Here is a 22,873-nt window from a genome sequence, read left to right as displayed (position 1 = left end):
CGGGCACGGCCCGGCGCTACCCACCGTCGCACATGGCGTCATTCCGCCGCCAGCGCTTGGATCGGGTCCAGCTGCGCCGCACTGCGTGCCGGGAAGTAGCCGAAGCCGAGCCCGATCGCCGACGAGCACGCCAGCGCGGCCAGCACCGGCCCCGCAGTGAACAGGAACGGCACGCCCAGCGACAGCAGGCTGGACAACGCCCCCACCGCGAACGCGAACAGCACGCCGAGCACGCCACCGAACAGGCAGATCAGCACCGCCTCGATCAGGAACTGGCGCAGGATGTCGCCCTGGCGTGCGCCCACCGCCAGCCGCACGCCGATCTCGCGCACGCGTTCCTTCACCGACACCAGCATGATGTTCATCACCCCCACCCCGCCCACCACCAGCGCCACCGCCGCGATGGCGGAGACCAGTGCGGCCATGGTCTGGCTGGACTTCATCACCGCCTTGCGGATCTGGTCGGCGTTGTAGATGAAGAAGTCGCGGCGCCCATGCAGGCGTTGCAGCTCGGCCGCCAGCGAGGCCTCGGCGGCGTTGGTGGGCACGTTGTCGCGAACGCGCACGGTGATGCTCTCCAGGCGCTGGCTGCCCAGCAGCCGCGAAGCGGCCGAGGTGTACGGCACGTACACGGTGGGCGTTGCGCCGCCGGCAAAGGCATTCGCCCCCACCACGCCGATCACCTCCACTGGCATGCCGCCCAGCAGCACCGTGCTGCCGATGGGGTTACCGGCGAACAATGCCTTCGCAGCCTTCTGGTCGACCACGCCCACGGCGCGATGTGCGTCCACTTCGTCAGCGCTGAAGAAGCGACCGGCCTTCAGCCGCAGCCCGCGCACGCGCGGCAGATCCGCGCCTACGCCCAGCACCTGGGTATTGGCGCGACGGCTGCCCTGCAACGCCGCCACCGATCCGCTCAGGTTGGGGCTGACACTGTCCACGTAACTCAACGCGGCCAGGTGGTCGGCGTCGCCCACCACCAGTGTCTCGATCTCCGCCGAGCGCGGGTCGCCGAAATCGGCGCCGGGGTAGATCTCCAACGTGCTGGCGCCGAGCTCGTTGATCTGCGACTCGACCTGAGCCTGCGCGCCCTTGCCCAGCGCCACCACGGTCACCACCGCCGCAACGCCGATGATGATGCCAAGCATGGTCAGCAGCGTGCGCAGGCGATGGGCCAGCATAGAACGCACGGCCATCCGCGCCGCCTCGCGCACTGCGTCCACCCGTGCGCGGCGTTCGGCACGCGGCGCAGGTTCGTGTTCGGATGCACGTGCGGAGTGCGCGGCCTGCGTCCTGCGTTCGCCCCGGTCGGCCACCACCCGGCCATCGGCGATCTCGATCACCCGCGCGGCGTTGGCCGCAATCGCGGCGTCGTGCGTCACCAGGATCACCGTATGGCCCTGCGCGTGCAGGCGCTTCAGCTCGGCCATCACCTGCTGGCCACTGGCATGGTCCAGCGCGCCGGTCGGCTCATCGGCCAGCACGATGGCGCCGCCATTCATCAGCGAACGCGCGATGGACACGCGCTGCTGCTGGCCGCCGGACAGCTGGCTCGGCCGGTTCGCGGTGCGCTCGCCCAGGCCCAGTGTTTCCAGCAGCGAGCGTGCACGGGCAGTGCGCGTATCTGCATCCACGCCGGCATACACCGCCGGCAGCGCCACGTTCTCGGTGGCGCTCAGGTTCTCCATCAGGTTGTAGCGCTGGAAGATGAAACCGAAATGCTCGCGGCGCAGCCGCGCCAGCGCATCCGGCGCCATCTGCTCGGTGGCCTCGCCGTTCACCCGGTAGCTGCCCTCGGTCGGCCGGTCGAGGCAGCCGAGAATGTTCATCAGCGTCGATTTTCCCGATCCCGACGGGCCGATGATGGCGATGAACTCACCGGCATCGATGCGCAGCGAGACGTCCTTCAGCACCACCACCTCACCGGCGGCGGAGCGATAGGCGCGCGACACCCCGCGCAGTTCCAGCAGTGCGTCGGCCATGTTCACATTCCCAGCAGGCTGGTCGGCTCGGCGTCGGCGCCGCTGGGCGCCTGGCCGACCACCACGTTTTCGCCCTCGCGCAGGCCGGTCAGGATCTGCACGGTGGTGGCGGTGCGCAGGCCGGTGGTCACTGCACGTTCGCGCACGCGCCCCTTGGCATCAACCACCTGCACGGTGGCGCGCTGGCCCCGTGTGTCGTCCGACTCGGTCAGCGCCGTCAGCGGCACCTGCAACGCATTGGCCACCCGCGCCAGCTGCAGGGTCACCTTCACCGTCATCGATGGCTTCAACGCCAGGCCCGGGTTGGCCACATCGAACAGGCCGGCGTAGTACACCGCCTTCGGCGTCTGTGCAGCGCCGCCCGCACTGCCGGTGGCCGCCTCGGCAATCGAGGACGGCGCGGGTTCAAGCTGCTGCAGGTGGGATTCATAGCGGCGTCCGCTCGGCCCCAGTGTCGAGAACCACAACGGCTGCCCTGGCGCCACCAGTTCCACATCGGCCTCGGCGATCTCGGCGCGCACCGTCATCGTGTCCATCTGCGCCAGCATCACGATGGTCGGCGTGGTCTGCATCGAATTCAGCGTCTGCCCGGCCTTGGTGACAATCGCCACGATGTACCCATCAGTGGGCGAAACGATGCGGGTGTAGCCCAGGTTGATCCGCGCGGTTTCCACCTGGGTCAGCGCCTGGTCGATCTGTGCCTGCAACGCGGCCACGTCGGCACGGGCAGCATCGCGGGCCACCCGTGCGGTTTCAAACCCTTCCTGCGACACCAGCCGCGACGCCACCAGCTGCGACTGCCGCTCGAACACACGGCTGGCCTGCACGTAGCGGGCCTGGCTGGCGGTGTGCTGGGCACGCAGCGTGCTGGTGGCGGCCTCGGCGCTGCGCAGCGCGATGCGCTGTGGTTGTGAATCGACCTCGGCAATCAGGTCGCCGGCCTGCACGCGCTGGCCCAGCACCACATGCAGGCGCTTGACCTGCCCGGACACCTGCGCGCCTACCGCCACCAGCTCCTTCGGATTGACCCGGCCCACCGCCTGCACGGTCTTTTCCAGATCGGCCACCCGGGCCGGCGCGGTGATCAGCGCGGCCTCGTCGCCCTCGGCGAGTACCCACGCGGCGGCGCCGGCAGCCAACGTGGCCGCGGCGGCAACAATGATCCAGATCCTGCGCTTGCTCATCGAAAGGCCCAGCTGCACGCAGTCGCCCGGTGCGACCGCTGAGCCCCCAGTCTGGTGGCCGCGTGTGGACGTCTTCTGCAGCCAGCATGGAGATTGCGTGGAGAGGGCGCCGCCGTTCAGGCAGGCGGCCCGCAGCTGAACGTCGCCGCGCGTGTCCATGAAATCTCGACACAATCTCGACCGAGTCTCCATCAACGGCCGCTAGCCTCGTCGGCCTCGCCGACTGGCCGCCACCGCAACGCTGCGCATCACGCAATGAAACACGCCCTCCGTACCCGCCAGCCACCGCTGGTGCTGATTGCCGAGGATGAAGGCGAGATCGCCGACATCCTGGGCGCCTACCTCGACCGTTCCGGCCTGCGCAGCGCCCGTGCCGCCGACGGCGAAGCCGCCCTCGCCGCCCACCGCCAGCTGCGCCCGGACCTGGTGCTGCTGGACGTGCAGATGCCGCGGCTGGATGGCTGGCAGGTACTGAGCGAACTGCGCCGGCGTGGCAACACCCCGGTGATCATGCTCACCGCGCTCGACCAGGATGTGGACAAACTGACCGGCCTGCGCGTGGGCGCCGACGACTACGTAGCCAAGCCGTTCAATCCGGCCGAGATCGTGGCACGCATCCAGGCCGTACTGCGCCGCAGTGCCAGGACGGTGGCCGAAGAACCCAATGGGCTGATCCGGCAGGGGCCGTTCGAGATCGACCTGCGCAGCCACGAGGTGACCGTGCGCAGCGGCGAGCAGCAGCATGCACTGACCTTCACCCTCACCGAGTTCCGCCTGCTGGTGCACATGGCCCGCGCGCCCCGGCAGGTGCATGCGCGGGTGGACCTGCTGCATGCCTGCCTGCCCGAGGGCGATACCCAGGAACGCACCGTCGACAGTCATGTCAGCAAACTGCGGCGCAAGCTGGAGGACGTGGGCGTGATCGGCATTCCCGCCACCATCCGCGGCGTCGGCTACCGCTTCCTGGACTGAATGATGAACCCCAAAGGCAAGAGCATCGGACGCCAGATCACGTTGTCCATCACGGTCGCCTCGCTGTGCTCGACGGTGCTGTCGATCAGTGGCTTCTACCTGTTCTACTACCTGATGGAGGTGTTCTATCCGCGCTGGTATGACCAGCCGGAAACCATCATGCCGTCCGGCCTTGAATGGCTGTGGATCGGCCTGACCGCCAGCGTGGTCGTCATCTTCGCTACGCTGGTCGCCTCGCGTCTGACCCGGCGCATCATCACCCCATTGAATTCGGTGGCCGAGAGCCTGCGCCGGGTGGCCAGCGGCGATCTGGACGCGCGTGCGCGCGGCGGTGGCACCACGATGGCCGAAGCGGCCACGCTGGTCAGCGATTTCAACTCGATGGCCGAGCGCCTCAGCCGCATGTCCGAGAACCGGGTGTTCTGGAACGCGGCGATCGCACACGAACTGCGTACACCGATGACCATCCTGCGCGGCCGCCTGCAGGGCATCGCCGAGGGCGTGTTCGAACCGGGGCCGGAACAGTTCAACAGCATGCTCACCCAGCTGGAGGGCCTGACCCGCATCATCGAGGACCTGCGCGTGGTCAGCCTGGCCGAGAGCGGCCACCTGGACCTGCGGCTGCAGCGCAGCGATGTCAGCGTGCAGGTGGCGGCGGTGGTCGAAGCCATGTCCGAGGCACTCACCGAAAGTGGCTTCTCGGTAACACTGGAGGCGCGCCCGGCGCTGGCCGATTGTGATCCGGCGCGCATCCGCCAGGCGGTGCTGGCGCTGCTGGAAAACGCACGCCGCCATGCCATTCCCTGCCCGCTGCGGGTGCGCGTCACGCTGGCCGAAGGCCATTGCACCGTGGCCGTGGAAGACGGCGGCCCCGGTGTGCCAGACGAACTGCGCGACAGCATCTTCGAAGCGTTCCAGCGCACCGACGTCTCACGTTCACGGCAGAGCGGTGGCTCCGGGCTGGGCTTGGCGGTGGTGCGCGCGATTGCCGTGGCCCATCACGGAACAGCGCGCTGCCGCGCCACCGAGCGTGGCGGTAGTTCATTCGAACTGCGCTGGCCGGTGCACGCACGGCGTTGAAGCTCTGGTAGCGGCCCAGCCTGGCGGGAGCCACGCCCGCCGCTGAACACCGCGGTTTTCTCCACGCGATCTCCATCGTCCCTCCATGCCCGCTCCAAACGGCTGCCGATACTGGGCATGACCGGGGAGATGACAGGCATCCATCCCCTGCCCTGTCTCCGTCCCCTCCAGGCATCCCGATGAAACACCCCCACGATCCGGCGGCCGCCGCCGGCAGCATCGGCCAGCAGAATGCGGCCGCCACCCTGAAAGCGATACTTCGTACCTACCCCTGGCAGCTCACCGGCACGTTCTCGTTGGTCGCGCTTGAGAACGCGTTGCTGCTGGCCTACCCGCTGTTCGCCGGTTTCGCGGTGGACGCGATCATCCGCGGCGACATCGGCCACGCCCTCTCCTATGCCGGCGTGGTGCTGTTGTTCTGGCTGGTCGGTGCCGCCCGCCGTGCGGTGGATACGCGAACCTTCACCCGCATCTATGCCGACCTGGCAGTGAATGTGGTGCAGGCGCAGCGGCGCCTCGGCCAGGCGACCTCCACCTCTGCCGCACGCGTGGTGCTGGCGCGCGAATTCGTCGACTTCTTCGAGAAGCACGTGCCGATCATCGCCACCGCGCTGGTGTCGATGTTCGGCGCCGCCGCGATGCTGCTGGCGATCGAGCCCCTGGTCGGCGCCGCCAGCCTGGTCGCGCTGCTGGGTGCGCTGTTGCTGCTGCCATCGTTCGCGCGCCGCAACGAGCAGCTGCATGGACGCCTGAACAACCGGCTGGAACATGAGATCCGCCTGGTCGACCGGGTCAGCCCCTCGGTGCTGCGCCGCCACTACACCACGCTGTCGCGGCTGCGCATCCTGTTGTCCGACCGCGAAGCCGGCGCCTTCGTGGTGGTCGGTGCAGCGGCGGCGGTGCTGTTCGCACTGACCATCGGCCGACTCGCCACCACCGACGGGGTGACCCCGGGCCATGTGTATGCAGTGATGACCTACCTGTGGACGTTTGTCGGCAGCCTGGATGATGCGCCGTCGATGGTCGACCAGCTGGCGCGATTGAAGGACATCGGCCGTCGGGTCAGCCCGGGCATGGATGATGTGGAGCAAGACCGGTAGCTGCCCATCCTGGTTGGCATCGATGCGTCCCAGCGCCAACCAAGGTTGGCGACTACCGCTGTTCCGGTAGCTGCCCACCTTGGTGCGCACCGATGCATTCCGGCGCCAACCGGCCGCCACGCGTCAATCGCCCACGCTCCAGGAGGCCATTGCGGCCAACGCTTCAGGCTGCAGCAGATGCACCTCGCGCTGCTGCAACCGGATCAGGCCCTCATCGCTCAGCCTGCGCAATGCGCGGCTGGCGGTGGCCGGTGCCATGCGCAGATGGTTGGCGATCTCCGAGCGCGCCATCGGCAGCCGGAAGCGGACCGGCGACAGGCCCCGGCGCCGGTAGCGCGCGGACATGTCGAGCAGGAACAGCGCCAGTCGCTCCTCAACCCGGCAGTTGGCCGCCAGCAGCGCGGCCTTGCCGATCTCCCGGCTCAGCAGGGAAAACAGGCGCAGCTGCAGGCGCGGGAAACGCCTCGCCACGTCGGCAAGCGCTGAAAAAGGCATCCGGCACAGATGGACCGTCTCCAGTGCCACTGCGCTGCTGGGATGGCGTGCCCCCTGCGCACCGTTCAAGCCAAGCAACTCGCCCGGCAGCGTGAAGCCCAGAATCTGCTCGCCGCCGTCACGATCATCGACCACCGTCTTCACCGCGCCGGAGCGCACCTCGCAGACGCCCTGGATGGGCTCGCCCATGCGGTGGATGTACTCACCGGCGTGGAACGGGCCCACATGCTCGATCATGCCGCGCAGTTCGGTAATCAGTACCGGGTCGGGCGCCGCGTCCGGATCCGCATCGATGAACGCGCACGGCCGATGCAGGCAGCAGGCCGGTTGCAGCGCGCTCAGCGAGTAAGCGGCCCCGGCAACCATCGACGCCGACGCACCACCCAGTCCGATACCCATGCACACCACCTGCCCACTGCCCGACTACGCTCGACAGTGTCATGGGCAGTGGTACCGCGTTCCATCGTACCCTTACGAGTTGCAGCGCCGCCGGGCGCGAGCCTGTCGCTACAGGAATGCAGCCATGCGCTGCAGCTCGTCGTCCAGCGCGCCACGAAACACCTTGTCGCGGGCCTGCGACCTGCCGGCATAGCCCACGCTCGATGCCAGCTCACCGTCGCGCACGCTGAGATTGGCCCAGCCCACCACCTGGTCGTGCCAGAGTACCGGCAGTGCGTAGTAGCCATACTGGCGCTTCGGCGCAGGCGTGTAGGCTTCGAACTTGTAGACCCAACCCCACAGCAGCTCGAAGCGACGGCGGTCCCACACCACCGGGTCGAACGGCGCCAGCAGGCGCACCTGTTCGTCCGGCGCATGGCGGCGCGAACGCGGATTCTCACCCGCCGGCCAGTACCAGGTGGTGCCTTCCAGCGTGCAGCTGGCCAGCTGCTGCCTGGCCAGCCCCAGTGCCTTGCGGGTCTGCTCGGCCAGATGTGGTGCACCATAGCCCAGCAGGCGCACCAGGTAGGTCAGGCTGGCCGAGGGCAGCGGCGCGTACTTGCGTACCACCAGGTCGATCAGGGCAGCGGCGCGTTCAATCTGCGCCTGTTCACTGGCATCGGCTTCGGCGTGGTCGGCCACCGCATAGATGCGCGTGCCGCTGTCCCGCCGCTGCACGCGCAGCAGGCCGCGGTAGTGCATGCCATCCAGCAGATGGGTGCTGGCATTGCTGGTGCCGCCCCAGTAGTTGGTTACCCTGCCGTGCGCGAAAGCCTGGTCGACCTCACGCGGGTGCACGCTGCCGCGCTCGCGCACGAAGGCCAGCACGTCCGCCGCGCGTCGCTGGGTTTCGGCGTCCCATGCGCGCCTGGACACGCGCGGATGCATCAGCGCCAGGTGCTCGCGCGGCAGGAAGCCATAGTTCACCAGGCAATCCTCCTCCACCGGCAGGCGCGCATAGCGCCGCTCCAGATCCCCTGCGCGATAGTCCTTCACCCGATGGCGCAGGGTCAGATCCTGCGCGCGTGCCGGCGCACGGATCGGGTCGGCCTGCACGAAGCCCAGGCGGCGGATCGCGCTCAGCAGCGTGGTGGGTTTGAACAGCGTGCGCGCCACCGCGTAGCGGCGCAGATCAACGAGGGTGGGGGTGGCAGGCATGGTCGCATTGTAGATCCACGTCATGCGTGGATGGGGCCGTGGCGAACCGTGTAACTGCATCCACGCGCGGCGTTGATCTAGCGAAGCTGCAGCACCTCCAGCGAGCCGATCACCAGCGCACGCATGCCCTGCCTGAACTCGGTGATCACCTGCCCCTCTTCGTCATCGGCAATCGCGTAGATCGTGTCTGCACCGGCAATGCAGTAGAACGCAATCGTGGCCAGCAGCCAGCGCGCCTTGTCCAGCGGCAGGCCGAACACTTCGGCCACATGCGCCTGGTGCGAGGCGATCTTGTCCAGCATCGGCGCGGTCGCCACCGCGCGTCGCAGCAGGTACGGCGGCAGCCCGGGGTGGGCCTTCACCACCTGGCACAGCGATGCCACGAAACCCATCAGATAGGCCTCCAGCCCACCCGGCGCGTCGGCCGAGGCGCGCGGGATCTGCCAGCGCTGGAACACGGTATCGGCCACCAGCCGCTTCAGCGCCTCCAGGTTGGCCACGCGTTTGTAGAGCGCAGCCTGGCTCACCGCCAGTTCGGCGGCCACGTTGGCCATGGTCAGGTTCGGCAGGCCCAGCTTGATGCCGATGTCGGCCAGGCGATCGGGGGTGATGGTGGGCGGGCGGCCACGGGCCGGCGCCGGGATCTCGGTGTGCATGTTCATACCGTAGTGAGCGTGCCAGCAAATGGACCCTCTTGTCCGCACCCTGCAATTTAGTTTAATTTACTCAACTAATTCGGAATGCGTCTGGTTCGCAATCACGACGCACGCCGGAATCGAGCCCGTGGCTCACTTCCCGCCAGGTCCCCACCCAGCCGACAACCCTGCGCTGCGCCCTCTCCCCGTGCTTGCCGATGGCAGCGCGCCAGGCGCGTTCGCACCTGCGATTCACAGGAATCTGGCATGACCGTGCAGTTCGTTCGCTCTTCGATCCTTCGTCCGGCCGGGGGTGGTTCCCGCGTGCCGATGCATCCGCCGGGCGCTGCCCGGCGCTACCGCGTGTCGGCGCTGGCGCTGGGCCTGCTGGCCTCGTTCGCTGCGCTGGCCGACTCGGCGCCGTCCACCCTGCCCTCGGTGCAGGTGCAGGAACAGCGCCGGGTGACCGGCGATTATGCCGGCGGCCAGGTAGCCTCCGGCAACCGCGTCGGCCTGCTCGGCGACAAGGACTTCATGGACACACCGTTCAGCACCGTCAGCTATACCGAGGCCTTCATCCGCGACCGCCAGGCCCGGGACCTGACCGACGTCATCGCGGCGACCGACCCCACGGTATTCAGCAACGGCGTGACCGGTTCGTGGAGCGAGAACTATTCGATCCGTGGTTTTGCCTCCAGCACCAGCGACACCACCTTCAACGGGCTCAGCGGCATGGCGCCGTACTACCGCACCTCGCCGGAAATGTTCGAGCGCATCGAGGTGCTGAAGGGCCCGTCCGCACTGCTGAACGGCATGCCGCCGGGCGGCTCGGTCGGCGGCAGCGTCAACCTGGTGCCCAAGCGCGCGGGCGAGCAGCCGCTGCTGCGGGTCAGCGCCAACTTCGCCTCCGATGCGCAGTTCGGCACCCATGTGGATCTCGGCCGCCGGCTGGGCGCCGACAAGCAGTTCGGCATCCGCTTCAATGGTGCCTACCGTGATGGCGACGGCGCCGTGGGCAAGCAGAGCAAGAAGGTGCAGCTGGGGGCGCTGGCACTGGACTGGCGCGGCGCGCGCGCGCGCATCTCCGCCGATCTGTACAGCGCCGACGACCGCGTCGATGGCCCGGCACGTGGCGTTGGCCTGGCGCCGGGCGTCGCCATTCCGCGGCCACCGCGTGGCGATACCCTGATCAACCCGGATTGGGCCTACGTCGACAGCCGCGACAAGGGCGCGATGCTGCGCGGCGAACTGGACATCAACGACAACCTGATGGCCTACCTGGCCTATGGCACCAGCAAGACCGACTACCGCTACAACGGTTCGATCAGCGCGCAGGTGCTGAACCCGGCCGGCGACTTCACCACGGTGATCGGCCAGCTCGCCTTCGACATCAGGAAACAGTCCGGTGATGCCGGCCTGCGCGGCCGCTTCCACACCGGCAGCGTCGGCCACCAGTGGGCCGCCAACGTGACCCACTACCAGCACACCCAGAACGACTATGGCCGCCGCAGCGTGCCCGGCTGGGACTGGACCACCAACCTGTACAACCCGGTGTGGGGGCCGGCGGCGCCGTTCGTGGCACCGCACATTTCGCACACCGAGCTGAAGCTGGACAGCATCGGCTTCGCCGATACGCTGTCCTTCGCCGATGGCCGCGTGCAGCTGACCGTGGGCGTGCGCCGCCAGCAGGTGCTGAGCGAAACCTTCAGCGTGGCCACTGGCGCGCGCACCTCGCGCTACGACGAGAGTGCTACCACCCCGGCCTTCGCCCTGCTGGTGAAGGCCACGGACAAGGTTTCGCTCTACACCAACTACATCGAGGGCCTCAGCCAGGGTGCCACCGCGCCGATGACCGCCGCCAATGCCGGTGATGTGTTTGCCCCGTTCCGCACCAAGCAGAAAGAGCTGGGCCTGAAGCTGGACCTGGGCCGCTTCGCGCACACCTTCGCCGTGTACGAGATCAAGCGGCCGAGCAGCTACACCGACCCGGTCACGAATATCTTCTCGTTCGGCGGCGAGCAGCGGAACCGGGGCATGGAATGGGGCTTCTTCGGCGCACCGCTGGATGGCCTGCGCCTGATGGGTGGCGTGGCCTACGTGCAGCCCAAGTTGACCCGCACCGCAGGCGGCGTGAATGAAGGCCGCATTGCGACTGCTGTGGCACAGCGCCAGGCCAAGCTGGGCGTGGAATGGGATGTGCCGGTGCTGGAGGGCTTGACCCTGACCGGCAATGCCACTGCGATGTCGAAGCAGTACATCAGTGCCGACAACCGCCTGTCGGTGCCGGGGCGTACGTTGTTCGACGTGGGTGCGCGCTACAGCACCGCGCTGGCCGGCCGGCCGCTGGCGTTGCGGGCCAGCGTGAACAACGTGACCAACAAGGCGTACTGGGGCATGCCGTTGTTGTCGAGCCTGGCGTTGGGCGCGCCGAGGACCGTGTTGCTATCTGCGACGATGGACTTCTGAAAAGCATCCACGCATGGCGTGGATCTACGGTGGAGCCGAGCCGAGCATGGCTCGGCTCTCTACTCAGAACTGATACTGCAGGCCCAGCGTGGCCGACCCCAGGCTGAGTTCGCCGCGAACCGGCCCGGCGTGGTAACTGCCCTGCGACAAACTGTCGACATCCAGGCGGACTGCCATGGCATTGGTGATGCGGTAGCGCGCACCCAGCCCCAGGCCCAGATGCATGTGATTCATCCTGACCGTGTACGGCTTCCGCACGCCCTCGCTCCACCGGTTGCGCTCGATACCGGCCGACAGCTTGCCAAACAGTTCGAACGAATCGCCCAGCGGCACGATGCCCAGTACCGAACCCTGGGTGCCATAGCTGCGCACGCCCCCCAGGCTGCCGAGGTTCACCTTTCCCAGCGTGGTGTGCGCGTTGGCCTCTACCGCCACGTGGCGGCTCCAGCGGTAGCCGATGCCAGCGCGCAGGCTGGGTGCGGTGCCATTGCGCTCTACACGCGCACCGGCCGCGGAAGCCTCGGCCTCGACGGTCGCCACCCCGAGGCTGCCGAAGCGATACAACCCTTGATGATCGGATGCGCTGACGATGGCCGGCATACCGGTTGCGGCCAGGAGGACAAGGGTGGAAATCAGCGGGTTCGCCTTGCTCATCAGATGCGGCACTCTCTTGGGAAAGTGCCACTTTCGGCGGTGCTCAGGGTCTTGGCTGTAGGATGAAGACGAATTCTGGGACGAGCAGCACCGTCCACGCATGATCCATCAGAATCTGTCGGTTCGGTGCCGTCAGGCCCTTCCCCGTCAACGCAGTTCGCGCCGCTCGGCATGCAGTGCGCCATCATCATCCACCCAGCTGTAGCGGATGGCGGTAGCCGGGCCGGAGAACCCGGCCGGGAACGCAAGGTGCTTTGTCTCACCGGGTGCGACGTAGAAGCTGTCCAGCGCACGCTCGCCAGCCGTCGATTCCAGCGTGGCTTCGCCTACGTTGAAGTAGTGCGGCGCTGCATTGCTTATGTCCAGCCCTGCCGCGCTGACGCGCACACTCACCTGCGCGTCCGGATTCGAGGGGGCGCCCACGCCTTCAGGGCGATACAGCAGTTTCAAGCGGAAGCGCACTGCCACCTGGATGACATTGTCGCCCACGCCCGACTCCCGCGGCGGCACATCCACCACGTTCAACCAGTACAGATGCTCTTTCGCGTCCACCGGCGCCCCGGTCGCGATTCCGCGCACCCGCAGGCTGTGTGATGTGCCCGGGTCCAGGCGGAACATCGGCCGGTCCACCACGAAGGGCGCCTTCGACGCCTCCGGCGGCTGGTCAGCACCTCCATCGGACACCCACGCCTGTACCAGCGATACGCGTTGCCCCTCGTTCTTCAGGGTGACGCTGATCTCGCGCGCGCCTGCCGGGAACACCGCCCGCGTGCCCACCACCGTCACTTCCGCCTGCGCCACCGGGCAGCACAACAGCAACACGGCGAACAACGCCGGCAGAAAAGTGCGCATCATCGCGAGAGATTCTCCTGCTGAGGCCTGTGACGGGTTCATGGAAAGGTGAGGCTGAACATCAGGCCGGCGTTGGCCGGCCCGGGGGTGATGGTGGGCAGGGTCTGCTGGAAGCGCACGCCGAAGGTCTTGGTCAGCACCTGCTCTGTTGCCCCGCCATGGCCGAACAGATCAGTGGCATAGAAGCGCAGGGGCGAGCCATCTGCATTGAGGAATTGATACGCCACGCCGGCCACCCCGCCAGTGGCTTCAGCCAGGCCCAGTTCGCTGTTGATCACCGCCGTGGTGGGCACCACCTGATAGTCCACCTGGCCGACACCGGCTTCGCAGTCCAGCACCAGATCGTAGCTGCGTTGCCCGGCGTGGCTGCCGACGCCGCTGAACGACGCGGGCGAGAGGGTGCCCATGTTCACTTCCTGGGTCCGCATCCTGCAACTGGGTGGGTCGGAGACCCTCAGCGTTGAGCCCATCAGGTGCAGGTCCACTCGAAGCGGCTCGGCATCTCCCGCTTCATACAAGCGGGACTGGATTGGCATGACCATCCTGGTGCTGTGACTGCCGTTGGAAATGTTTCCCGTGCGGATGAACTTGACCAGAATCCGCATCCCCAATTCGGTGCCGCTCTGCCCGGCGAACAGTTCGACCTCGTCATAGACCAGAGCAAACGGTCTGCCTCTTGGCGCTTTTGGAGACTCCATGTTGAAGACCACGCCCACGCCCTGCACGCCAGTGGGATAGACCATGTAGGATGCTCCACCTTCAACATAGCGCTCGGCAATGAAGCCTCCGTGGCTGATGCCGCGATAACTGACGTGCACGCTGGCGGCACAGCGGAAGTCAGCAACCACTCCCCCCGTACTGGCGTTGACCGGGATCCAGGGGGTCAATGCAGCATTATTGGCCACGCCCTTTGTCGAGAACTCAATCGAGGCAGGCGCGGCAAAAACGGCCGTCCCTGTTCCTGCGCTGCAACTGGCAGCGCGCGCGGATGGCGCAAGTACCATCAGCACGCACAGCATGACCGGCCAGGCGGCCGCACACGGTCCGCTCCTGAGCATCGGCAAACGTATTCTCCGAACGCTGGCCAACATAACGCCTCACGGGCAGGGGCTGCCCGAGATATACCCCGCCCCAGTACAACGCGCAAGGCATCCTTGCCATAGTCACTGCAAGGACACCGCGGGGCACGCGGCGCTGCCTGCGCGATTCATGGGAAGGCAAGGCTGAACATCAGCCCGGCGTTGGCCGGCCCGGGCGTGATGGTAGGCAGGGTCTGCTGGAAACGCACGCCGAAGGTCCTGGTCAGCACTACCTCGCTTGCTGCCCCCATGGCCGAACAGGTCGGTGGCATAGAAGCGCATGGGCGAGCCATCTGCATTGAGGAATTGATACGCCACGCCGCCCACCCCGCCGCTGGCTTCAGCCAGGCCCAGCTCGCTGTTGATCACCACCGTGGTGGGCACCACCTGATAGTCCACCTGGCCGACACCGGCTTCGCAGTCCAGCACCAGATCGTAGCTGCGGCGCCCGGCGTGGCTGCCGACGCCGCTGAACGACGCGGGCGAGAGGGTGCCCATGTTCACTTCCTGGGTCCGCATCCTGCAACTGGGCGGATCTGCAATCTTCAATGTGGTGAGTGCGAGCCAGAAGTCCGCCCGCAACGGCTCGGCGAACGGGTCTTCATACAGGCGCGTCTGGATGACCATGGTCAGATCGGTGGGAAAGGTTCCTCGGGGCACATCACCCATGCGGATGAACTTCACCATGATGCGCACCCCAGTTTCGGCGCCGCTCTGCCCGGTATGCAGTACCACTACCCGGCCCGGGCCGGGCACGCAAGGCGCCCCCCAGCGGGCCCGGATCACAAACCGGTGCACTGCTCCGACGAGCAGCTCACATTGGCCTGCAGGGACTGACCCTCCCCCTTGTCATCCAGCCACAGCACCTTCACCACAGCTCCCTTCCTTGCAGCCGGTTCCGGAATCCCGACCGTCCATTCGGAAAAAGGTGCAATTACCGCACTGTCCGGGTCCAGCTCAATCTCCGCATCGCCCACGCTCAGCTCGCGCAGATTGATGTGGTAGGGCGTGTCATTCTGGGCGCGAAGCTGCACCACACCCGCCTCGCCCTTCTGCATCCTCCAGGCCAGCTGCGCCGGCGCAGCCTCCGCCGCCCCGGCCAGGCCGGCAGGCCGATGGAACAGCTTCACCCGCCAACGCACCGCATAACTGATGTTCATGGCGTCGGCCGTCTTCTTTGATGCGGGAAGATCCAGAATATTCAGCCAGTACAACGACTCGCGATCGCGCGGAAGTGAGGCCGCGTCCACCAGCCTTACGCTGATGTCACGGTTGCGGCCAGGCTCCAGCTGGAACAGCGGTGGCGTAACGAAGAAGGGCAAGCGATCGGCCTGGGGTGAGTCGTTGCCTTGGCCGGTGTCGATCCATGACTGGATCATCGAGGCCACCTCACCCTGGTTCCAGATGCGTTGCACCACCATCCGCTCGCTGCCTTGATGAACAAGCCGCGTGGCCTGGATGGCAATATCGGCCCGGCTGATGAATGACAGTGCCAGCAGACCCATTGCAAAGACAATTCTATACAGCAGCATCACGCTTGCTCCTTCTTCATTCCGGCAGCTGCGCAGGCAACTGCCGGAATCAGTACACGTCCAGATTGATTTTCAGGCTGCCGTTGGCTACTCCTGGCTTCAATTCCGCCCCGGTGATGGGTACGTAACGTACGTCCAGGTATTCCGTCCCGCTCGTTCCCCGACTCGAGACCTTGTTGAACTCCACCGGCCTCCTGGTAGAACCGGAGCTGATGGCGCGCCGCACCTCAAGCTCGACACCCTCGGCTGCGCCAACGCCTGCTTCAATGGACATCCGCCCTGACTTTGGGTCTGTGGTACTGGTACCGGGCGTGTAGGTTATGTTCGCTCCCGATGCGGTGGAGTTGCAGTTGAAGCTCCAGGTGAACGCCTGCTCCGGCCCGCTACCTGTCCGCTCCAGCATGCCGACCGTGGTAAGGGGCAATGCAACACTGGCCGGAGGACTTCGTACGAACCAACACGACCGTGGCGGTGGCGGGACATACAGCTTGATGTCGTCTGCGGCCGATCCCTTGCCGAAACTCAAGCTCCCATCGCTGAAATTGGTGATGGCCCAGGTGAACGGGTTCATTTTCAGCGACATTGCAGAGCCGACATCAACAATGGCGATGTAGCGATACCATAATTTGAATCGAGCACGACCGGTGCCGAGCGCCTCCACGTTGAGATTCGAGCCGGTGCTACCCACGCTTCTCGCGCTGCCAAAGCCGGAAGTACCTTCGACAATCCTGAACTGCACGCCCACGTTGCTTGCCACCTCGAACACGGCAGCGCCATCGACCTCGTATCCCACGTAGGCCAGCTGAGGGGATACATTGAGCGAGTAGGTGCTACCTACCGTACAGTCGACATAGAAGCTCGCTGCCGGGTCCACATAGCTGCCCCACATCTCCTGCCACTCGGTCAGCGGCCGGCGAACCCCGGAATAGGTGAAATCATTCCCCGACGTTAGAGGGCGCATTTCATCGTAGTTTGCAGTGCACGCCTGCGCGGCCCAAGCGCCCATCAACAACACTATGGCCAAGGCGCCCTTTCCTGTCCTGATTGCTAGTTTCATGGTGAATTCTGCCTGTCTCGAGTTGAAGGATGCCGAAAGGCGCACCTTAGTTCGGCGCACCACGGGTGGACGGTGCCGGACCGGCTGCGTCCGCGATGCCATGCGCAACACAGCGGCTGAGGTGCAGTTCATCGCTGGCCGAATCGGCCAGGTTGTACGCGATGGTGCAGCGCTGCCCACCTTCGTTACCCGCATTGACGTAGAGCTGGCCCGACTCGTTGATGCCGCGCACCCACAGCCGGCTGCCCTGCCCCACTACGCCCACCACTTCGCCTGCTTCGTCGTAGACATCCAGGCCGAACGGCAGTGCCAGGCCCCGTTCGTCCATGGCTTCGATCAATGCACTTCGGCCGCTTGCGGTGGGGATGACCAGCTTGACCACGGCACCTGCGGTCGGTGCCGTGCTGGCAGAGCCGGCCTTCAGCTCAACGTCCATCGGCAGGCCCTTGGGATCTACGGAGACTTCATTCAATCGATACGGGCTCAGGTACGGCACGACAGCGAATCCGTTCTTGTTGGTCTTCACGCCGCGATGGTGGCCCACAGCGGCGTTGGCCGCGCCCGGCACGTGCAACAGTGCGACGGTGTCGCCCAGGCGCTGCGAGAAGGCGACACCCTGGCCGTGCGCCAGCACGCTGCCGCTGGCTGACACGCCGAACTGCTGGCCTGCGCTCGAGCGCGTCCACGACGCCCCCAGGGTTGCCTTGGGGGCCTGGTAGCCCACGCCAACACCGATGTCATGGCCGTTGCCATTGCTACCCAGCGCGACGTTGTAGTTGCCCTGGCGATCGCTGCCGAACTGACCGTCCAGGCTGCCGTTGTAGCCGGTGCCATAGCGGTCGTTGTTGACCGTGACGCCCAGGCGCGGTGCCGCCGGGGCCCGGCCCAGCGGCATGTGCACGCTCAGGTAGCCGCCCGTGCTGGCGGTCTTGAAGCCGCCAGACAGCGACGATTCCATGCTGCGACGGGCGCTGATGCTGTACGACGCAGGGCCCAGCCGGCCGTTGTAGCCCAGGCTGAAGTTGGTGGAGCGGCGATTGTCGCTCCAGTAGTCCGTGGTGCTGCCCTGCAGGTACAGCGAACCCTTGGGCAGACGATGGTTGACCGTCAGGTCCAGGCGGCTGCGCTGGCGCGAGATCGTCGGGCGCGAAACGCCCGCTTCGAGCTCGGCCTGCATGCGCGCGGCGTCGCTGAAATCCAGATAGCCGTCGGTGGAGTAGCGATAGGCCGCCAGGGTGAAGCTGGTGGCCTTGGTAAAGGTGCGGCTATAGGCCAGGCGATACGACTGCCCCTGCATGCGGCGGCCGAAGCCCTCCACCGAAGCCGGCAAGCGCGCATCGGAGAAGGTTACGTCGCCGGAGAAGGCGCCGATGCGGGTGTTTACCGCACCGCCCAGTACGATGGCGCGGTAGTCTTCGGCGGCCAGCAGACCACCGTAGCCCGTGAAGGCGCTGCCCAGGCCGTGGCGCACAGTGGCCTGAACGAATCGCGGTGCGGTGGCGCCATTGGTGCGCAGTTCGCCCACGGTGACGCTGCTGCGCTGTTGACCCTGACGCAGCAGGCTGGGCACCGACGCGTACGGAACCACGAAGGTTTCCACACGGCCATCGGCCTCGGTCACTTCCACTTCCAGATCACCGCCGACCGACATGTTGCGCAGATCGTCGATCTCGAACGGACCCGGGCTGACCGTGGTTTCCAGGATCACCTGATTGCGCTGGCGGATGGTCACCCGCGCATTGGTCTGCGCCACGCCACGCACCACCGGCGCATAGCTGGTGGCCGTTTCCGGCAGCATGCGCGGATCGGTGCTTACATTGATGCCGCGGTAGCCCACCGACTTGAACAGGTCACCATCGGTAGACGATTCGCCCAGCGTCAGCTGCGCGTTCCAACGACGGACCTCGCGCTGCGCGTAGGTGTTGCCGGCGGCATAGTTGAAAGCGCTTTCGCTGCTATGCGAGAAGTAGCCGTTGTGGCGCACGCGCCAGGCACCCAGATTCAAGCCAGCATCGATGCTGGCGCTGGTATGGTCGCTGCTGCGGCCGTTGGATTCGAAGCGCGTGTGGCTGAAGCTGTAGTTCACGAAGGCGGCATTGATGCCCTGGTCCCAACGGTCCGGGCCAACCCAGCCATGCAGGTTCGAACGCATGTAAGCCTGCGGAATGCTGACCTCCAGAACCTGTTCGCCCATATTGAGGTTGAGCGTGGCAGCAGGAATGAAGCGCGCGATATCCTCGCAGCTTGGCGCATCGGGGAACGGCAGCAGATCGGCATGCTCGCCGCTGGTGCGTGCGGCGTCCAGCTTGGCCTCATCGAAGCCCATCATGGCCAGCAGCTCAGGGGTCAGGCAGACCGTGGAGCGTCCATCGATATCGCGCACGTTCACATCGCGGCGGCCCACCAGGGCACCGTTCACGCTGATGTCGGCGCTGTAGATGCCCGGGGAAAGGTCATCACGCTCGAAGCGGCTGAGGTCGATGCCACTGCCGTACAGCAGGTCTGAGTTGAACTCCAGCGCCGGGGCCGCCATCGCCGCTGCCGGTAGCAGCGCGACAAGCACGGCGGCGGCAAGGCGATGCTGGCGCGGCGAAGCTGTCGGATGTCGGTTCATGGCGAAGTCCTGCGAGTAGGCAAAGGGAGTCCTGCGACCCCCTGCGGGGCCCGGAGGCAGAAGAGCAATGGGCGTCGGAAAAGCTGGAATCAGGACCGGGTGAGCGGTGCTGTCACTTCCTTCACCGCGCCATGGTCGTTGACGACTTCAAAGGTGACCGTCTTGCCCAAGGCGCTGTACTGCGCCTGGCTCAGCCGATAGCGGGTGGTGGCGAAGGGCGTTGCCAGACCCGCCGGGATCCGTTCGCTGCTGATCACTGCATTGATGTTCACGTGATAAGCACTTGGGTTGTTGGCCTGCAGCACCCAGCCCTGCGCATCGCGGGACACCGACCAGGCCAGCTGCGAGGCGACCTTGGACGCACCCACAGCGGGCAGGCCCTTGGGCCGATAGAACAGCTTCAGGCGCGAGCGCACGATCAACTTCATGTGCGCCTGCCCTTCAGCCGCGGGCGCTGCTGCAGGCACGTCCAGCACGTTCAGGTAGTACAGGCTTTCGCGATCGGCCGGCATGGGTTGCCCGGTATGCAGGATGCGCAGTACCTGGCCGGCCCCGGCATTCATGCGGAACACGGGCGGACGGATCACGAACGGAACCCCCGCCGACTGCTCCGGCGTGGCGCGCGGATCACCGTCGTCAATCCACGCTTGAACCAATGACGGAGTCTGCGAGGTGTTGGACAGACGGAGCGTGACCTCACGCTCCTGTTCCGGGAAGATCACCCGCGTTCCAGCGATCACCACGCCGGCTTCTGCAGTCTGTGCAACCAGCGTCAGTGCGGCCATGGCTCCAGCCAGCACAAGATTCCTGTTGATGAAGGACATGACGTCTACTCCGGATCGAGGGGTGTCCAGGGCCTTGCGGCCCTGGAAGGCGGGGGCGCTTCGTCAGTACGAGACGAAGATCTCCATTGCAGTGGCGAAATCACCGTCCTGGGCCGTGGCGCCAGACGCCTGCTCGTAGCGCGCAACCATCGGAATATTGGTAAAACCGGTGCTACCACTGATGACCTTGGTCACGTCGCCGGTGGCCAGGTTCAGCGGCATGCCGTCCGCGTCGATGGCGAGTTCAACACCCTTGGCTTCATCGCCGCTGGACACCGTATTGTTCAGTCGGCCATCAGCGTTGACGTTGGCACCCTTGAAGGTGAAGGTGTAGGTGCCATCGGCACACTTGGTGGTGCCGTCGCCCAGCTGCAGGTTGAACGCCTTTTCGCGGGGGGCACCATTGTTGATGGAGGACGCCGAAATCGTCGGCATGTCCACGCTGAGGGTCGAGCTGCCACCGATGGTGAACTTGCAGGTCAGTGCTTCGATCTTGCCGGTGAAGTTGACGGTGGCGTCGGCAGCGTTGGCCGAGGCGATAGCGCCCAGCGAGAGCGCGGCGGACAGTGCGATTGCAATCTTGTTCATGGGAATGAATTCCTGTTGTGAGTGGTTTCTGGTGTTCAAGCCGCGCTGTGCTGGGGCTTGAGCGAAGGACCCTGCCTTCGAGATCAAATGCTACGGATGCGACGGATTGGCAGGCATAGGACGACGACTAAATTCGCTTTTGGACCGCCATGCCGGCCTTTCTGCGCTCTAGTTCTGAACGTGCCAAAGCTCGTCAATGGCGCTGTAGCGCATGCGCAGCTCCTGGCCCTTCGGCAGGCCCCGGGACGCCGGCATCGAAGTGTGCGTCGCTGCGACGCGATGTTCGTCAAGACCGGCTTCGTCCAGGAATACGTAGACGTCACCATGCACTGCATGCTTCGGCAGGGTCATCTGCGAGGCCGGATCAATCGCCGCATTGATTTCCACGCGCATCACGCCGCTTACCGGGAACGGCAGCTCCGCCACCGGGCGCACGCTGCTGCTGCGATCCGCGGCATGCCAGCCGCCCTTTCTGGTGTCATACGCGAAGACACAGTCCGTGCGGGAGCCGCAGGTCCGCCAACGCGGATTGTGGTCATTGCCGAGATTGATGCGGGTGGACCAGGTGGCCCGATTGGCCACGGTCAGCACCGCATTGTTCGGCGCCTGCAGCGGCAGGTGCAGCTCGCCAGCATGCTCTCCGTCCGCCATGGTGTACTGGGTGATCAGGTGCTGCGATGAGGCGATGCGATCCACTGCTTTGTTGGGCCCCAGCAGAGCGCGGGCGATCTGGCCGTTCTGCACATCCCATCGACCTGCGTGAGCGTTCCAGGCCAGATCCAGCAGGTCCCACGGGCTGACGACCACGCCGCGTGCCGACTCAAATGCCGTGCCGGCCAGGTCCAGGCGCGCAGCCCAGCGTGCTTCGGAGTACAGGCTCACCCGGTCGCTCTGGGTCGGCGTTGTCGGCAACCTGATGACCGGCGCCCAATCACCGTTCTCCATCAGGAAGTTCAGCTGGCTGTAGCCAGAGGGCAGATGCCCGGTGCCGCCATTGGTGTTGGGCGAAAGGTTCGCCTCCGCAGCCCACAGGCTCGCAGCGGGTGCGCAGCAGGCCAGCAGCAGGCTCGCTGCCAGCAGGTTCGATGTCTTCTTCATTTCGGTGCTCGTTGATGGGGAGGCCGGGGCGTCCACTCAACGGCACACCCTTCGGCACCGCATACGATGCCTTCCAGGGTCAGCGCCAGCTGTCTGACTAGTTCGAATTTTTCACATCATCATCACATTCATTGGACTGCTGCGCCTGCCAGCGCAGACGCAGGCGCCGGCGTTGTGCCGGGGACGCGTACAGGTAAGCATTGAGCAACTCGGTGAATCGCCGCTGCGCGAGGGGTGTAAGTTGCGAGAAACGGCACATCAAGGCTGCGATGCGTGCATCGAGCGAGCTTGGCACGGCGACTCCTGGGTGTGGATCAATAGGCCCTTTCACCGTATCTGTCGTGCCACACCAATCCATCGGACGATGTCTGATTGCCGCTGGATCAGTCGCCGTCATCGTGATCGACCCGACGCGCACGCATTGCCTGCGAGGCTGACACCATGCCGGTCTGCACGGCGTACTCGAAGATCTCCGCCGGGCGCTGCATGCCCAGCTTGCGCATGGCGGAGTGCTTCTGCGTGCTGATGGTCTGCCGGCTGCGCTGCAGTTGCGCGGCAATCTCGGTCTGGCTGAGGCCCTCGGCGATCAAGCGCAGCACCTCGGCTTCGCGTTTGGTCAGACGCGCCTCGCCAGACGCCGGCTGGGAGGCCAGCTGACGCTCGACATCGGCCGATAGATAGCCTTCGCCATTGCGCGCGGCACGGATGGCGCTGGCCAGTTCGCTGATCGGGTCAGCCTTGGCGACAATGCAGGCAACACCGGCCTTGCGGATGCTGGCCAGTACCTGGATACCGCCGACGCCGGTCAGCACCACCAGTGGGATTCCGGAGAAGCGGCGGCGCAGGAAGCCGAGCAAGGCGGCGCCGTCGCCATACTTGCCGCCGGGCATCGAAAAGTCGGTCACCGCGACGTCCACCGGCAACTTGCTCATAGCGTCAACCAATGACGTAGAATCCTCGGCGCCAGCGACCACCGTGATGCCTGGCTCGCTGCCGAGCGCTTCGCGCACGCCGGCCAGAATGACGGGATGGTCATCGGCGATGACGATGCGGATGTTCATGCTG

General features: G+C 66.0%; 21 protein-coding genes. 4 read left to right on the top strand and 17 right to left on the bottom strand.

Annotated features, from left to right (window positions below):
* Nucleotides 1-38: 38 nt before the first annotated feature.
* Entirely contained in the window at nucleotides 39-1,982 is a 1,944-nt protein-coding gene (locus N7590_RS08930) for a MacB family efflux pump subunit (RefSeq protein ID WP_279935349.1), read from the bottom strand.
* A 2-nt stretch (nucleotides 1,983-1,984) separates the two neighbouring features.
* Entirely contained in the window at nucleotides 1,985-3,166 is a 1,182-nt protein-coding gene (locus N7590_RS08925; protein WP_164241031.1) for an efflux RND transporter periplasmic adaptor subunit, read from the bottom strand.
* Between the two features lie 255 nt (nucleotides 3,167-3,421).
* Here N7590_RS08925 and N7590_RS08920 point away from each other — a divergent pair, with 255 nt between their 5' ends.
* From N7590_RS08920 to N7590_RS08910, 3 genes are all read left to right on the top strand, one after another.
* On the top strand, nucleotides 3,422-4,138 hold the full coding sequence (locus N7590_RS08920; RefSeq protein WP_053449841.1) for a response regulator: 717 nt from the start codon (nucleotides 3,422-3,424) through the stop codon (nucleotides 4,136-4,138).
* Between the two features lie 3 nt (nucleotides 4,139-4,141).
* Nucleotides 4,142-5,218: an ATP-binding protein gene (locus N7590_RS08915; protein ID WP_279935346.1), complete on the top strand. Its 1,077-nt coding sequence runs from the start codon at nucleotides 4,142-4,144 to the stop codon at nucleotides 5,216-5,218.
* Between the two features lie 179 nt (nucleotides 5,219-5,397).
* Entirely contained in the window at nucleotides 5,398-6,318 is a 921-nt protein-coding gene (locus N7590_RS08910; protein WP_164241029.1) for an ABC transporter six-transmembrane domain-containing protein, read from the top strand.
* 123 nt (nucleotides 6,319-6,441) lie between these two features.
* Here N7590_RS08910 and N7590_RS08905 read toward each other — a convergent pair whose 3' ends face one another.
* The 3 genes from N7590_RS08905 to N7590_RS08895 all read right to left on the bottom strand — a co-directional run bounded on the left by N7590_RS08905 (nucleotide 6,442) and on the right by N7590_RS08895 (nucleotide 9,071).
* Entirely contained in the window at nucleotides 6,442-7,212 is a 771-nt protein-coding gene (locus N7590_RS08905; RefSeq protein WP_164241028.1) for a helix-turn-helix domain-containing protein, read from the bottom strand.
* Between the two features lie 108 nt (nucleotides 7,213-7,320).
* Nucleotides 7,321-8,409: a crosslink repair DNA glycosylase YcaQ family protein gene (locus N7590_RS08900; protein ID WP_164241039.1), complete on the bottom strand. Its 1,089-nt coding sequence runs from the start codon at nucleotides 8,407-8,409 to the stop codon at nucleotides 7,321-7,323.
* A gap of 77 nt (nucleotides 8,410-8,486) precedes the next feature.
* Nucleotides 8,487-9,071, bottom strand: coding sequence for a TetR/AcrR family transcriptional regulator (locus N7590_RS08895; RefSeq protein WP_053512063.1), 585 nt, complete (start codon nucleotides 9,069-9,071; stop codon nucleotides 8,487-8,489).
* A 303-nt stretch (nucleotides 9,072-9,374) separates the two neighbouring features.
* Here N7590_RS08895 and N7590_RS08890 point away from each other — a divergent pair, with 303 nt between their 5' ends.
* A complete protein-coding gene (locus N7590_RS08890; protein ID WP_164241038.1) occupies nucleotides 9,375-11,510 on the top strand; it encodes a TonB-dependent siderophore receptor in 2,136 nt (711 codons plus the stop codon).
* Between the two features lie 63 nt (nucleotides 11,511-11,573).
* On the opposite strand, the gene N7590_RS08885 is transcribed toward N7590_RS08890, so the two are convergent.
* The 12 genes from N7590_RS08885 to N7590_RS08830 form a co-directional block, all read right to left on the bottom strand.
* Nucleotides 11,574-12,164: an outer membrane beta-barrel protein gene (locus N7590_RS08885; RefSeq protein WP_080376047.1), complete on the bottom strand. Its 591-nt coding sequence runs from the start codon at nucleotides 12,162-12,164 to the stop codon at nucleotides 11,574-11,576.
* 147 nt (nucleotides 12,165-12,311) lie between these two features.
* Nucleotides 12,312-13,016 (bottom strand): molecular chaperone, encoded by a 705-nt coding sequence (locus N7590_RS08880; RefSeq protein WP_053512069.1) that lies wholly within the window; start codon nucleotides 13,014-13,016, stop codon nucleotides 12,312-12,314.
* Between the two features lie 38 nt (nucleotides 13,017-13,054).
* Nucleotides 13,055-14,035, bottom strand: coding sequence for a fimbrial protein (locus N7590_RS08875; protein WP_239544160.1), 981 nt, complete (start codon nucleotides 14,033-14,035; stop codon nucleotides 13,055-13,057).
* A gap of 144 nt (nucleotides 14,036-14,179) precedes the next feature.
* The gene (locus N7590_RS08870; protein ID WP_164241027.1) at nucleotides 14,180-14,782 is read right to left on the bottom strand and encodes a type 1 fimbrial protein; all 603 of its coding nucleotides are present in this window, start codon (nucleotides 14,780-14,782) and stop codon (nucleotides 14,180-14,182) included.
* 95 nt (nucleotides 14,783-14,877) lie between these two features.
* Nucleotides 14,878-15,627, bottom strand: a complete 750-nt coding sequence (locus tag N7590_RS08865) for a molecular chaperone (protein WP_080375950.1) — start codon at nucleotides 15,625-15,627, stop codon at nucleotides 14,878-14,880.
* Between the two features lie 49 nt (nucleotides 15,628-15,676).
* Nucleotides 15,677-16,684: a hypothetical protein gene (locus N7590_RS08860; protein WP_279935341.1), complete on the bottom strand. Its 1,008-nt coding sequence runs from the start codon at nucleotides 16,682-16,684 to the stop codon at nucleotides 15,677-15,679.
* A 46-nt stretch (nucleotides 16,685-16,730) separates the two neighbouring features.
* Nucleotides 16,731-19,298: a fimbria/pilus outer membrane usher protein gene (locus N7590_RS08855; RefSeq protein WP_164241025.1), complete on the bottom strand. Its 2,568-nt coding sequence runs from the start codon at nucleotides 19,296-19,298 to the stop codon at nucleotides 16,731-16,733.
* An 89-nt stretch (nucleotides 19,299-19,387) separates the two neighbouring features.
* Nucleotides 19,388-20,122 (bottom strand): molecular chaperone, encoded by a 735-nt coding sequence (locus N7590_RS08850; protein WP_204275095.1) that lies wholly within the window; start codon nucleotides 20,120-20,122, stop codon nucleotides 19,388-19,390.
* A gap of 63 nt (nucleotides 20,123-20,185) precedes the next feature.
* Nucleotides 20,186-20,710: a fimbrial protein gene (locus N7590_RS08845; protein ID WP_053509166.1), complete on the bottom strand. Its 525-nt coding sequence runs from the start codon at nucleotides 20,708-20,710 to the stop codon at nucleotides 20,186-20,188.
* Nucleotides 20,711-20,878: 168 nt separating this feature from the next.
* Entirely contained in the window at nucleotides 20,879-21,808 is a 930-nt protein-coding gene (locus N7590_RS08840) for a hypothetical protein (protein WP_053509168.1), read from the bottom strand.
* Nucleotides 21,809-21,905: 97 nt separating this feature from the next.
* Nucleotides 21,906-22,103 carry a hypothetical protein gene (locus N7590_RS08835; RefSeq protein WP_154582878.1) on the bottom strand — a complete coding sequence of 66 codons (198 nt, stop codon included), beginning with the start codon at nucleotides 22,101-22,103 and terminating at the stop codon, nucleotides 21,906-21,908.
* A gap of 88 nt (nucleotides 22,104-22,191) precedes the next feature.
* Complete coding sequence (locus tag N7590_RS08830; RefSeq protein WP_053509170.1) at nucleotides 22,192-22,869, bottom strand: response regulator; 678 nt, start codon at nucleotides 22,867-22,869, stop codon at nucleotides 22,192-22,194.
* Nucleotides 22,870-22,873: the final 4 nt, after the last annotated feature.

Source organism: Stenotrophomonas sp. GD04024 (assembly GCF_029837545.1).
Taxonomy (GTDB): Bacteria; Pseudomonadota; Gammaproteobacteria; order Xanthomonadales; family Xanthomonadaceae; genus Stenotrophomonas; species Stenotrophomonas forensis.
The sequence above is the reverse complement of the archived record's forward strand: the minus strand, read 5'-3'. Positions and strand labels throughout refer to the sequence as shown.

Bases quoted from the DNA above. Each gene is read 5' to 3' on its own strand.
- N7590_RS08930 (WP_279935349.1), bottom strand. From the start codon at position 1,982: ATGGCCGACGCACTGCTGGAACTGCGCGGGGTGTCGCGCGCCTATCGC.
- N7590_RS08925 (WP_164241031.1), bottom strand. From the start codon at position 3,166: ATGAGCAAGCGCAGGATCTGGATCATTGTTGCCGCCGCGGCCACGTTG.
- N7590_RS08920 (WP_053449841.1), top strand. From the start codon at position 3,422: ATGAAACACGCCCTCCGTACCCGCCAGCCACCGCTGGTGCTGATTGCC.
- N7590_RS08915 (WP_279935346.1), top strand. From the start codon at position 4,142: ATGAACCCCAAAGGCAAGAGCATCGGACGCCAGATCACGTTGTCCATC.
- N7590_RS08910 (WP_164241029.1), top strand. From the start codon at position 5,398: ATGAAACACCCCCACGATCCGGCGGCCGCCGCCGGCAGCATCGGCCAG.
- N7590_RS08905 (WP_164241028.1), bottom strand. From the start codon at position 7,212: ATGGGTATCGGACTGGGTGGTGCGTCGGCGTCGATGGTTGCCGGGGCC.
- N7590_RS08900 (WP_164241039.1), bottom strand. From the start codon at position 8,409: ATGCCTGCCACCCCCACCCTCGTTGATCTGCGCCGCTACGCGGTGGCG.
- N7590_RS08895 (WP_053512063.1), bottom strand. From the start codon at position 9,071: ATGAACATGCACACCGAGATCCCGGCGCCGGCCCGTGGCCGCCCGCCC.
- N7590_RS08890 (WP_164241038.1), top strand. From the start codon at position 9,375: ATGCATCCGCCGGGCGCTGCCCGGCGCTACCGCGTGTCGGCGCTGGCG.
- N7590_RS08885 (WP_080376047.1), bottom strand. From the start codon at position 12,164: ATGAGCAAGGCGAACCCGCTGATTTCCACCCTTGTCCTCCTGGCCGCA.
- N7590_RS08880 (WP_053512069.1), bottom strand. From the start codon at position 13,016: ATGCGCACTTTTCTGCCGGCGTTGTTCGCCGTGTTGCTGTTGTGCTGC.
- N7590_RS08875 (WP_239544160.1), bottom strand. From the start codon at position 14,035: ATGCTGTGCGTGCTGATGGTACTTGCGCCATCCGCGCGCGCTGCCAGT.
- N7590_RS08870 (WP_164241027.1), bottom strand. From the start codon at position 14,782: ATGGTGAAGTTCATCCGCATGGGTGATGTGCCCCGAGGAACCTTTCCC.
- N7590_RS08865 (WP_080375950.1), bottom strand. From the start codon at position 15,627: ATGCTGCTGTATAGAATTGTCTTTGCAATGGGTCTGCTGGCACTGTCA.
- N7590_RS08860 (WP_279935341.1), bottom strand. From the start codon at position 16,684: ATGAAACTAGCAATCAGGACAGGAAAGGGCGCCTTGGCCATAGTGTTG.
- N7590_RS08855 (WP_164241025.1), bottom strand. From the start codon at position 19,298: ATGAACCGACATCCGACAGCTTCGCCGCGCCAGCATCGCCTTGCCGCC.
- N7590_RS08850 (WP_204275095.1), bottom strand. From the start codon at position 20,122: ATGTCCTTCATCAACAGGAATCTTGTGCTGGCTGGAGCCATGGCCGCA.
- N7590_RS08845 (WP_053509166.1), bottom strand. From the start codon at position 20,710: ATGAACAAGATTGCAATCGCACTGTCCGCCGCGCTCTCGCTGGGCGCT.
- N7590_RS08840 (WP_053509168.1), bottom strand. From the start codon at position 21,808: ATGAAGAAGACATCGAACCTGCTGGCAGCGAGCCTGCTGCTGGCCTGC.
- N7590_RS08830 (WP_053509170.1), bottom strand. From the start codon at position 22,869: ATGAACATCCGCATCGTCATCGCCGATGACCATCCCGTCATTCTGGCC.